This window comes from Psychroserpens sp. (assembly GCF_047633235.1).
Taxonomy (GTDB): domain Bacteria; phylum Bacteroidota; class Bacteroidia; order Flavobacteriales; family Flavobacteriaceae; genus Psychroserpens.
The window spans coordinates 1-12,242 of the sequence record NZ_JBLIET010000036.1 but is presented as its reverse complement, the minus strand read 5'-3'; the positions used below and the strand labels follow the sequence as shown (position 1 = coordinate 12,242).

Annotated in this window: 12 protein-coding genes; all 12 read left to right on the top strand. The window is 32.5% G+C overall.

From position 1 onward, the window contains the following. The first annotated feature begins 3 nt into the window (after positions 1 to 3). Entirely contained in the window at positions 4 to 318 is a 315-nt protein-coding gene (locus tag ACJAZK_RS11455; protein WP_415224090.1) for a hypothetical protein, read from the top strand. Between the two features lie 84 nt (positions 319 to 402). Continuing rightward, the gene (locus ACJAZK_RS11450) at positions 403 to 528 is read left to right on the top strand and encodes a hypothetical protein (RefSeq protein ID WP_415224089.1); all 126 of its coding nucleotides are present in this window, start codon (positions 403 to 405) and stop codon (positions 526 to 528) included. Positions 529 to 548: 20 nt separating this feature from the next. Continuing rightward, entirely contained in the window at positions 549 to 1,286 is a 738-nt protein-coding gene (locus tag ACJAZK_RS11445; RefSeq protein ID WP_415224088.1) for a hypothetical protein, read from the top strand. Positions 1,287 to 1,417: 131 nt separating this feature from the next. Continuing rightward, complete coding sequence (locus tag ACJAZK_RS11440; RefSeq protein ID WP_415224087.1) at positions 1,418 to 2,026, top strand: tRNA (guanine-N1)-methyltransferase; 609 nt, start codon at positions 1,418 to 1,420, stop codon at positions 2,024 to 2,026. A 329-nt stretch (positions 2,027 to 2,355) separates the two neighbouring features. Continuing rightward, positions 2,356 to 2,826: a DUF2834 domain-containing protein gene (locus ACJAZK_RS11435; RefSeq protein WP_415224086.1), complete on the top strand. Its 471-nt coding sequence runs from the start codon at positions 2,356 to 2,358 to the stop codon at positions 2,824 to 2,826. A gap of 94 nt (positions 2,827 to 2,920) precedes the next feature. After that, positions 2,921 to 3,127 (top strand): hypothetical protein, encoded by a 207-nt coding sequence (locus tag ACJAZK_RS11430; RefSeq protein ID WP_415224085.1) that lies wholly within the window; start codon positions 2,921 to 2,923, stop codon positions 3,125 to 3,127. A 332-nt stretch (positions 3,128 to 3,459) separates the two neighbouring features. Further along, positions 3,460 to 4,137 (top strand): tRNA (guanosine(37)-N1)-methyltransferase TrmD, encoded by a 678-nt coding sequence (gene trmD, locus ACJAZK_RS11425; RefSeq protein WP_415224112.1) that lies wholly within the window; start codon positions 3,460 to 3,462, stop codon positions 4,135 to 4,137. A gap of 474 nt (positions 4,138 to 4,611) precedes the next feature. Further along, positions 4,612 to 4,965 carry a 50S ribosomal protein L19 gene (gene rplS, locus ACJAZK_RS11420; protein ID WP_028871880.1) on the top strand — a complete coding sequence of 118 codons (354 nt, stop codon included), beginning with the start codon at positions 4,612 to 4,614 and terminating at the stop codon, positions 4,963 to 4,965. A gap of 948 nt (positions 4,966 to 5,913) precedes the next feature. Beyond that, entirely contained in the window at positions 5,914 to 8,133 is a 2,220-nt protein-coding gene (locus ACJAZK_RS11415) for an NADP-dependent isocitrate dehydrogenase (RefSeq protein ID WP_415224084.1), read from the top strand. Positions 8,134 to 8,209: 76 nt separating this feature from the next. Then, positions 8,210 to 10,588 (top strand): TonB-dependent receptor, encoded by a 2,379-nt coding sequence (locus ACJAZK_RS11410; protein ID WP_415224083.1) that lies wholly within the window; start codon positions 8,210 to 8,212, stop codon positions 10,586 to 10,588. A gap of 3 nt (positions 10,589 to 10,591) precedes the next feature. Continuing rightward, positions 10,592 to 11,404 (top strand): DUF4249 domain-containing protein, encoded by an 813-nt coding sequence (locus ACJAZK_RS11405; protein ID WP_415224082.1) that lies wholly within the window; start codon positions 10,592 to 10,594, stop codon positions 11,402 to 11,404. 130 nt (positions 11,405 to 11,534) lie between these two features. Beyond that, positions 11,535 to 12,242: N-acetylmuramic acid 6-phosphate etherase (gene murQ, locus ACJAZK_RS11400; RefSeq protein WP_415224111.1), on the top strand; the 708-nt coding region annotated here is incomplete at its 3' end.

The following is a 12,242-nucleotide window of genomic DNA, read 5'->3' as shown; positions in this document are numbered from 1 at the left end:
GCTATGAAATTAAAAGCCGTTGTAGTATTACTAATATGCTGTAGTCTATCTTTTCAATCTTGCTGGCTCACAGATACAGAAGATGACGTTCTGCCGAAGATGCAAGATTACTATGAACCTATGACGATGCAACGTTCAGAATTTAATGCAACAACCATATTGCAAGCCACAGCAGAAGTAATCATAAACTCAGGAAAGATTTATGTTAAAGATAATTTTATATTTATTAATGAGCACAATAAAGGATTTCACATTATTGACAATACAGATCCTACAAACCATCAAAATATCGCTTTTCTTAACGTATTGGGGTCTTAAGCTTTGACGATAAAGGGGAATTCAGTTTATGTAAATAATGCAACAGATTTATTAGGGATCACACTAAATCCGTAATTAGGCATTATGGCGATTACCAAGCGTGTGCCAAATGCTTTTCCACAGATAACTTCACCATTTGGAAACATATACTATGATGTCAATGAGGACGAAGTGGTTGTGGATTGGGTTTTCAACGGAAACATCAACTAACCAATAAATTAGGCTCAAAAATGAAAACATATATACTTATACTTTTAGTACTTATCATGTTTAGTTGCGATTCAGACTCCGCTTCTGGATTATTTCAAAACACTAAGGACACTGGAAAAGCAGGTTCAATCGTACGTTTTACCACTTACGACGATCATTTATACTCCGTTGATAATTCTACCCTTAATGTCTTTAGTACTATTGACAGAGAAAATCCAGTTAAGGTCAATGAAGTTTTTATTGGTTTTAATATTGAAACCTTATCTAATTTTAAAGAGTTTCTATACGTAGGATCACAAAACGGAATGTACATTTACAGTATCCAAAATCCTGAGGCACCCTTATATCTTTCTGAAGTTCAACATTTCACAGCTTGTGACGGTGGTGTTGCTAATGCGATTCACGCGTTTATTACCTTACATGCCGATATTGGTTGTGGAACAAACATCAACGTACAAGAAATCTATGACGTTAATAATGTCATTAACCCTATTTTTATCTCTCGAAGAAATTTAATCAAGCCTATTGGCTTGGGTTTGTATGGTAATTATTTAATCGTTTGTGATGATGAGGTCAAAATTTTTGATATCTCAGATATAGAAAACACATCGCTTATACATTCTATAAATAGAGCTGCTTTTGATGTTATTGTAAATAATGATACACTCATCCTAATTGGAGAAAACGGACTGCATCAATACAGCCTAAATCCAAACAGTATTCAAAATACCGAACAATTAAGCACGATTAACATCTAAAAACTAACTTCATTCGTATATCATGATAGTAAATAGCCTTGCATTTTGTGAGGCTAAATTATATACTTTTTACGCTATAAATTATTATATTGCCAATTATTAATTAGCTATTAATTTTCAACCAAACCAAAATGGAATTTCTTAAAACGCTTTTATTCACATCATTAACCCTTTTATTATTCTCTACCGCAAACGCTCAAAACTCAAGTGATGACGAAAAACTATCACTAAATAGTGGTACAATAGACAATCAGTTTGAATACGTTATTAGACGTTCAAACAGCTGGCAAGATTATAAAACAGTAAAAAAAACGTGGTTATACGCGCTTAAAGCACACACTATAGATTCTCTTAAAGCAGCACATGATAATTTGAAAGCGACCCAAGTTGTAGTGCAGTCTCAATCAAATGAAATTAAAATTTTAAAAAATAATTTATCCAATACTAAAACGAGTTTAGACAATACCATAGTTGAAAAAGATAGTATGGAATTATTTGGAATGCCAATGACAAAACCAAATTATAGTCTAACGCTTTGGAGTATTGTTGGTATTTTATCCGCGTTGTTATTATTCTTTATTTATAAATACAAAAGCAGTAATTCTATAACTAAGCTAGCCAATACAAGCTTAACAGAAATAGAGGAAGAATTTGAAGAACACAGACGCAATGCCTTAGAACGTGAACAAAAAGTAAGACGACAGTTACAAGACATGATTAACGAGCAGAAAAAATCCTAGTTAATTAATTGTCATTACTAAGAGACCACTCCAAATCGTTTTTTAGCGATAAAAGAATCTAATAATATCAATAAAAATCTGTAATTTTAATTGCAGATTTTTTTATGACTATAACTCACGTAAAACTTAAGGACTTAGACGCCTTAGCATCACTTTTTGATAGCTATCGTGTATTCTAAAATCAATACTCTAACGTCGAAAATGCTTTTTAAAACAACGCATGATTAGAAATGATTGGTTCGTGAGTTCAAAACGTCGCAGTCAAGGCATCGGAGAAGCATTGATTAATCGCGCTAAATATTTATGTGTGTCAGAAAACAATAAAACTCATGCTATTCAGACTGGCTTTTGATAATGCTGCGCACCATTTATATAAACGATTGGGGTTTATAAAAGATACCGTTTACAGTTTTTTTGGAGTGCTAAATAAAATAACCCTTATGAAATTTAAACACCTTTATCTCCTACTCGCTATTTTAGGATTGATGTACACCTTGTATTTCAATATTCAATTTTACCTAACGGAAACAGATACATCCATAACAAATTTTATAGCCTTAACCAAAACGACACTTCCAGCACAATCTATAATTGCAAATATTACAATCGTTGTTATCACCTTTTTAGTCTGGATGATTTACGAATCCATAAAACTGAGAATTAAGTTTTGGTGGATTGTAATTCCACTTACCTTCTTGGTGGCTCTAGCTTTTAGCTTTCCTTTGTTTCTGTATATGAGAGCTAATCGATTAGAGAAGATTGCGAATGATAAGAATTCGAACATATTGAATAACAACTGAACTTAAGTCCTTTTCAACACGTAATGTGATCCATTATCCTCCACCTAAAAATGATTGAGTAATCAATCAATTACCAAGCTAATAAATGAATGATATGAACACAAAAGACGACACAATTAGCAAAGGTTTTATTATCGCTGGATTAATGAATATGTCTGTACTCGTGTTTTCTAAATTCTTCACTAATTCTGTTATTCCTCAGTCTGATCCTGATGTAATGTCAAATTTCGGGCTACTAATGATGCTTATTTGGGGCTTGGCTTATATTTCAGTCGCAAAAACATATCATAATAATAAATAGCTAGTTGTGGTATTTACAATCGAAAAAGTGATCTACGGGCTTGTTTAGAGTCAATGGATGTATACTAATTCTGTATCAGATGTTTTTGATAGAGATGCAATGGCGGAGATGCTTTTTTCTGTTTACGGTATTAATAGCTGGGTATTTTGCATATTCTTTATTCTTATATTCTTCCGTTTACATTCTCAAAAAAAAATATATCAATAGGTTTGAAATGCGATTACTTGCTGAACCTTCATATTTCCGAAGAAAACATTATACAACAAGTTCAAAAAAACAATTCACCAAATACCTCAATTAAGTATATCTTTACAGTCCAAAAATCAATTACAATGCGAATAGATATCATAACTGTATTACCAGAATTGCTCAAAAGCCCTTTTGAAGCTTCTATCTTAAAGCGCGCTATTGAAGCCAAATTGGTAAGTGTACATTTTCACAACTTAAGAGATTTTGTAACTGGCGGCTACAAAGCCATTGACGACACACAATTTGGAGGTGGTGCTGGTATGGTGATGATGATAGAACCTATAGATAAATGTATCACTAAATTACAAAGTGAACGCGACTACGATGAGATTATCTATATGACACCCGATGGTGAACGACTTAATCAAGGTATTGCTAATCAAGTATCACTCAAGGAAAATATTATTATTCTATGCGGACATTATAAAGGTGTTGATCAACGTGTACGTGATAAATTTATGACCAGAGAAATTTCTATTGGTGACTATGTCTTGTCTGGTGGCGAATTAGGTGCTGCCGTTTTGTGTGATGCTATTATAAGGTTAATACCTGGTGTTTTAGGTAATGAGACTTCTGCGTTGACAGATTCTTTCCAAGATGGATTACTAGCTCCTCCAATTTACACTAAACCAAGAGAGTATGATGGTATGAAAGTTCCTTCCGTCTTATTTAGCGGAAATTTTCCCGAAATAGAAAAATGGCGGGAGGAGCAAGCTTACGATAGAACTAAAAGGCTTCGTCCCGATTTATTAGACGATTAATAATTATTTATAATAAATAATTATTAAGATCTCTATTTATTGAGTTCCATTTAGCCTTATTTCTTTTTGTAGTTAATAGCTTAGATAAAGCAAAAACCAAATAAAAAGTCTTAGACTGGAGTATTGATAAGTACAGGTTTTCTTTTAATATTTTCTTATTTCTAATCATATCTCCTGTGAGACAGAACTGGTATTATGGATTATTATTCTATGACAAGGATTTGATGAGTCCTTCAACATTGCAGCCTTATGGAGCACCTCGCTTAGAGTCACTGCTAAAAATAAGCCTAAACTTTTTGTTTAACACTGTTACTCAAATTAGAGACCTGACAATCTTAAAAAAGGTATCCTCAAAAAATATAAATTAATAATTGTCCATTATTAATTATTAACTATCTTTGCACCCACTTTTGGATTAACCTCTGGCGAGAATCGTGAATGTTGATTTAAAACAATCATTATAAATAGTATAAAATGAGTTCTTTAGTAAAATTTGTACAAGACGAGTTTGTAACAAAAAAAGATTTTCCAGCATTTGGAGCTGGTGATACATTAACAGTGTATTACGAAATTAGAGAAGGAGAAAAAGTACGTACACAGTTTTTTAAAGGTGTCGTATTACAGGTTAAAGGATCTGGTTCTTCTCAAACATTCACAATTAGAAAAATGTCTGGCACAGTTGGTGTTGAGCGTATCTTCCCAATTAATTTACCTGCACTTCAAAAAATTGAAGTTAATAAGAAGGGTAAAGTTAGAAGAGCAAGAATCTTTTACTTTAGAGGTCTTACTGGTAAGAAAGCAAGAATTAAAGAGGTTAGAAGAAAATAATATTCACTCGCATAAGTTTTATAAAGCCTTAACAATTAATTGTTAAGGCTTTATTTATTTATCAACGTTATCAACAAAAGTTAATAAGTGTAGTTCATAAAATGTGAATATCTAAATCCCTTATAAATTTGAAATTCTTAAACAAAAACATATATTTACCGAACAATAAACAACAAATTTAGTTTGTTTTTGAATTTACCTTCAAATTAATGTTAAATTGTAATAAATAAATATTCTTTATTTTAGATACCGTTTTTTGAGATTTTAAAAAAATCATGAAGCTTAAAAAGTACATTAATTGTGTATACAAGTAATCACTGTTTAAGCAGAAAGCTTCGAAAAAGTAGCAGAATCGAAAGTGAATGCGAAAATAAAAAGCAATGTCTACTCAAGTATCCAACACGAATGTGAAAGATATAAGACATCAAAAAAAACAATCTAAACGAAGCCAAGTAGTGACAAGTCAATACATTTTGATAGTTGTGAACCGTTTCATTGATTTAGTGGTGCTTGAATTGAAAAAGACACAAGAACAGTAGTTTAATTGTCTTTATTTTTAACTGCAATGTTAAATAGATCATGTTAAGCTATTTCAAAAAAGCCATATCAACGTAGTAAAATACAGTGATATGGCTTTTGTTTTTTTAATGAGGTATAGTTTTAAATTATATTCTAATAAAAATCATTCTAAGGTTGCCGACGGAACGTAAATATGCTCGGAGCATTTCGTACAAACAAAGTAATATTGTCCGTTATTTTAAAATAAACTATTCATGAACTACACACCAATAAATTACACATCGGTGCGCCTCAGTGCTATATTTGCGCAATATGGTATAAAAAAACCCTTAAACCTATCCCAAACCTCGTTTATAAAATCATTCAATTTTCGTATATTCGTCCAGTTTAAATTCTAAGCGTTTTAATACACTAAATTCTAAATACTTTATGGAAAACACTCCTACAATCATTTATACAAAAACAGACGAAGCTCCTGCATTAGCAACACGTTCACTGTTACCAATTATAAAATCGTTTACAAAATCTTCAAATATTAATATAGAAAGTAGAGATATTTCTCTTGCCGCGCGTCTTTTAGCAAACTTTCCAGATTATTTAACAGAGTCGCAACGTGTGCCAGATGCGTTAGCTGAATTAGGCGAATTAGTAAAAAGCCCAGATGCAAATATTATTAAGCTTCCTAATATTAGTGCTTCGACCCCACAGTTAAAAGCTGCAATCACAGAATTACAAGAACAAGGTTATGCATTACCTGATTATCCAGATGAGCCTTCAAACGATGACGAAAAAGCACTAAAAAAGCGTTATGATAAAATTAAGGGTAGTGCTGTAAATCCAGTGCTTCGAGAAGGAAACTCAGATAGACGTGCACCAAAAGCTGTAAAGAATTTTGCTAAAATGCATCCGCATTCTATGGGAGTATGGTCTAAAGACTCTAAAACTCATGTGTCCACAATGACTCATGGTGATTTTGCACATAATGAAGTTTCTGTTACTCTAGAAGAAGCAACCACAATTAAAATTGTTCACACAGATAAGTCTGGCAAAGCAACAGTTTTAAAAGAGGGTTTATCATTACTTCAGGGAGAAATCATTGATGCTACAATCATGAGCAAAAAAGCATTACTTGAGTTTTTAGACGAACAAGTAGAAGATGCTTTAGATAAAAGTGTATTGTTTTCATTACACATGAAAGCGACGATGATGAAAGTTTCAGATCCTATTATTTTTGGTCATGCAGTCCGCATATTCTTTAAAGATTTATTTAAAAAACATGGTAGCACTTTTGAAAAAATAGGGGTTGATGTGAATAATGGTTTTGGAAACCTGTTAGAGAAATTAGGTGGACTTTCAGAAAATAAGCGTGAAGAAATAAGAGACGATATTAGATTTGCTCTAGATCATGGTCCAGATTTAGCAATGGTAAATAGTGATCGTGGTATTACAAATTTACATGTACCTAGTGATGTCATTATTGATGCATCTATGCCAGCAATGATTCGTACATCTGGACAGATGTGGAATCCTGATGGAAAACTACAAGATACAAAAGCAGTTATTCCAGATAGTAGTTATGCTGGAATTTACTCTGCAACTATAAATTTCTGTAAAAAACATGGTGCTTTTGATCCTACAACTATGGGAACCGTTCCTAATGTTGGACTAATGGCCCAAAAAGCAGAAGAGTATGGTTCTCATGATAAGACGTTTGAAATATCCTCAAAAGGAAAAGTAGAAGTTACTGATACTTCTGGAAACATTTTAACATCTCACAAAGTTGAGGCCGGTGACATATGGAGAATGTGTCAGGTTAAGGATGCACCAATCCAAGATTGGGTAAAATTAGCAGTGACTCGTGCTAAAGCTTCGCAAACTCCTGCTGTTTTCTGGTTGGATAAAAAGAGAGCTCATGATGCAGAATTAATCAAAAAAGTAAATACATATTTACAAGATTACGATACTTCAGGTTTAGATATTAGAATTCTCTCTCCTATCAAAGCGACTGAATTTACGCTCGAAAGAATCAAAGATGGAAAAGATACAATTTCTGTTTCAGGAAATGTATTACGTGATTACTTGACCGATTTATTTCCTATTTTAGAACTAGGTACTAGCGCAAAAATGCTGTCAATTGTGCCTTTAATGAATGGTGGTGGCTTATTTGAAACTGGTGCTGGAGGGTCTGCTCCTAAACACGTACAACAATTTACTCAAGAAAACCATTTACGTTGGGATTCTCTAGGTGAGTTTTTAGCACTAGCGGTCTCTTTAGAGCACTTCGGAAATGTAAATAATAACAAAAAAGCAATCATTTTGTCTGAAACTCTAGATGACGCAACAGGTAAATTATTAGCAAATGGAAAATCACCCTCTAGAAAAGTTAATAAATTAGACAACAGAGGAAGTCACTTCTATTTATCTCTATTTTGGGCAGAAGCTCTAGCCAATCAAACTAAAGATGAGGAATTAAAGCACGAATTTGCTAAAGTATTTAAAGATCTACAAGCTCATGAAGCTAAAATTGTTGAAGAATTGATTACAGTTCAAGGAGAAGCCATAGATATAAAAGGATACTATGAGCCAAATGAAGACCTAATTTCTAAAGCTATGAGGCCAAGTGAAACGTTTAATAAAATAATAGGTTAACAATTAGACTATTTTTAACATTAAAAAGCTCCACTTAAAAATGGAGCTTTTGTATTTTTGTTAAAATTTTCTTTAAATGAAGCAAAGCCTCCGTTTTTTCTTAACCACAATAGTCTTCCTAATTACATATTTGAGTTATTCACAAGATAATTTCACGTTAAGTGGTACCATTATCGATTCTGGTAGTAATGAAACTTTAATTGGTGTTAATATTATATTTCCTGAGTTACAAACTGGTACCATGACTAATGAATATGGCTTTTACTCTATTTCTTTACCAGAAGGAACTTATAAAATGCAAATAAGTTACTTAGGATATACTACTGTTACTGAAACCATAATATTTTCCGAAAATAAAACAGTTAATTATAGATTATTAGAAAGCACAGAAAGTCTTAATGAGGTCATAATTAAACAGGATGTTGAAAAATTAAACATCAAAAAACCTCAAATGAGTGTTAATGCTTTATCTATTAGCACAATAAAACAAATGCCAGTGGTTTTAGGAGAAGTAGATATCATAAAATCAATTACACTTTTACCAGGAGTGACAAGTGCTGGTGAAGGATCTTCTGGATTTAATGTTAGAGGTGGTGCTGCAGATCAAAACCTTATTTTACTTGATGAAGCTACTATTTTTAATTCATCACATTTATTTGGTTTCTTTTCGGTCTTTAATCCTGATGCAATAAAAGATATTAAATTATACAAAGGCGGAATTCCTGCCAAATATGGTGGACGGGTATCCTCCGTTTTAGACATCTATCAAAAAGACGGCAACAGTAATGAGTTTCATATGAATGGTGGAATTGGGATTGTATCTAGCAGATTGCTAGCAGAAGGACCAATTAAAAAAGAAAAAGGGTCGTTCCTAATTGCTGGAAGAAGTAGTTACGCACATCTCTTTTTACCATTATTCGATATAGATAATATTGCTTATTTCTACGATTTAAATGCAAAATTAAGCTATCGCCTAAATGATAATAATAGTATCTATCTCTCTGGTTACTTTGGAAGAGATGTCTTTAATATTTCAGATAGTTTTGAAAACACATATGGAAATACAGTCGTAAATTTTAGGTGGAACCATCTATTTTCAGATAAATTATTTTCGAATATGTCTGCTATTTATTCAGATTATTATTATGGTTTAAACTTAAACTTTGTAGGCTTCGATTGGAATTCAGGAATTCAAAATTTTAATTTTAAATATGACTTAAAACATTATCTCAGTAATAATCTAAAATTAGAGTATGGTTTAAATAGTATTTATTACAAATTTAATCCAGGGGATATTAAGCCCTCAACAGAGTCTTCTGGAATTAATCCATTCAAACTAACAGATAAGTTTGCCTTTGAAAATGCAATTTATATAGATGCAGAACATCAAGTTTCAGATAAATTAGCACTATCCTATGGTTTTAGAGTAAGTTCATTTTTGAGACTAGGCCAAGACGAACTTAATGTTTATGCAAATGATAATCCGTTAATCTTTAATAACGATCTTCAAATTTATGAAAAAGCAAATCCTATTGGGACAGAACAATCTGAGAGAACTGATATTATAAAATCTTTCGCAAATATTGAACCTAGGTTTTCATTGGCTTACCAATTAAATGAAAAATCATCTATAAAAGCTAGCTACAATAGAATGACGCAATATTTACATCTCTTATCAAATACAACCTCCCCAACACCTTTAGACATTTGGACTCCAAGTGGAAAATACGCTAAACCACAATTATTAGATCAAGTCGCTGTAGGTTACTTTAGAACATTTAAAGACAATTTATTTTCTTTAGAAGTAGAAAGTTTCTATAAAAAAATACAAAATAGAATCGACTATGTTGACGGTGCAGATTTAATTGCTAATAACGCTATAGAACAAGTTATTTTAAACGGTAGAGCAAGAGCTTATGGACTAGAAATTTTGTTTAGAAAAAATGAAGGAAAATTCAAAGGATGGCTAGCCTATACATTATCAAAATCTGAGCAGCAAACACCTGGCAGAAATTCAAATGAAGCAGGAATAAATAACGGTCAATGGTATGATACCCCATTTGACAAAACACACGACATATCACTAACAGCAAGTTATGAGTTTAATGAGAAATGGACATTTGGTAGTAATTTTATTTTTCAAACAGGACAACCTAGTACATTTCCAAATGGCCAATATGAATATAACGGTATAACGATACCCAATTATGAAGCTCGAAACTCAAGTAGGTTACCCACGTATCATAGATTAGATCTCTCTGCAACTTATAACCCCAATCCTAATTCTAAAAAACAATTGAAAGGTGAATGGGTTTTCAGTATTTATAATCTTTATAACAGACGAAACGCAGCTTCAATTAATTTTGGTCAAAATAGAATCACAGGTCAAAATGAAGCGACTAGATTAGCAATTTTTGGTGTGATTCCATCAGTTTCATATAATTTTAAGTTTTAAATCATGAAAAAATATCTATATATATTAGTAGCCTTATTCATCTGTTCCTGTGAAGACGTTATCGATGTAGATTTGAATACTATAGAACCCAAATTAGTAATCGATGCTTCAATAAATTGGTTCAAAGATAGTCCAGGAAATGAACAAGAAATAAAGCTAACGTTAACAGCTCCCTATTTTGCTAATGAAATTCAACCAGCTTCTGGAGCGCAAGTTACGGTATCAAAAGCTGGAGACGATATATTTGTGTTCACAGAAGATAGTAACACGGGAATTTACAAAAACAACGCGTTTATTCCACAAATTAATGAAACCTATAGTTTAGAAATTAGATATCAAGATCAAATATACTCAGCCACAGAGACACTAAAATCTGTTGTTGATATTGATTTTGTAGAACAAAATGATGAAGGCGGTTTTAGCGGAGATGAAACAGAGCTAAAGGCTTTTTATACAGATCCAATAAATGAAGAGAATTACTATTTCTTTGAGTTCCTAAATGATATTCCAGATATTCCAACTCTAGAAGTCTATGACGACAATTTTACAAATGGTAATCAAATTTTCGGTTTCTATACAGAAGAAGAACTAGAAGCTGGTGATCTTGTTACTATAAGAAATTATGGGGTTTCAGAGCGTTTCTATGAGTTTATGTTTATACTTCTTCAGCAAAATGCACAAGAAGGTGGCGGGCCTTTCGAGACACAACCTGCAACCGTTCGAGGTAATTGTATCAACGAAACCAATCCAAAAAATTTTCCTCTTGGATATTTTAGATTGTCAGAAGTTGCCGAATTAATTTATACGGTTGAGTAAAATATTTTGGACGTTACCCTTTAAAGTGAAACTTTAAAGCGTCGTGTTATCCGTTATATCTTTTTGTAAAAAACACAAAAAGGATGTCACTGCTACCACTAACGCAAAAAAAATGAGCTACTTTTACAATATGACGTTTATAAAAACTACTGAGCAAGACTCCGATTATAATCATTTAGAGAAAATGACTATTAATGAACTGCTAACACATATGAACAACGAAGATAAGTCTGTTCCTCTAGCTGTAGAAAAAGCCATCCCTCAAATTGAGATAATCGTAGAAAAAATAGTTGAAAAATTAAAAATTGGTGGCCGACTATTTTATATTGGCGCAGGCACTAGCGGACGATTAGGCATTCTTGATGCATCAGAATGTCCACCAACTTTCGGAATCTCACATGATGTAGTTATTGGACTTATCGCAGGAGGAGATATAGCCATAAGAAAGGCTGTAGAAAATGCTGAAGATTCAACAACACAGGGCTGGAAAGACTTACAAACATGTAATATTTCACATAATGATATTGTCATTGGAATTGCAGCTTCAGGAACTACACCGTACGTCATAGCTGCCTTAAATCAATGCAACTCAAAAGGAATCATTACCGGTTGTATTACTTGTAATAAAAATAGCCCACTATCCAAAATATCACAGTATCCTATAGAGGTTGTTGTCGGTCCAGAATTTGTAACCGGTAGTTCTCGTATGAAAGCAGGGACTGCACAAAAATTAGTATTAAATATGCTTACGACTTCTACCATGATTAAACTCAACAAGATAAAAGGAAATAAAATGGTAGACATGCAACTAAGTAATAATAAGCTTGTTGATCGAGGA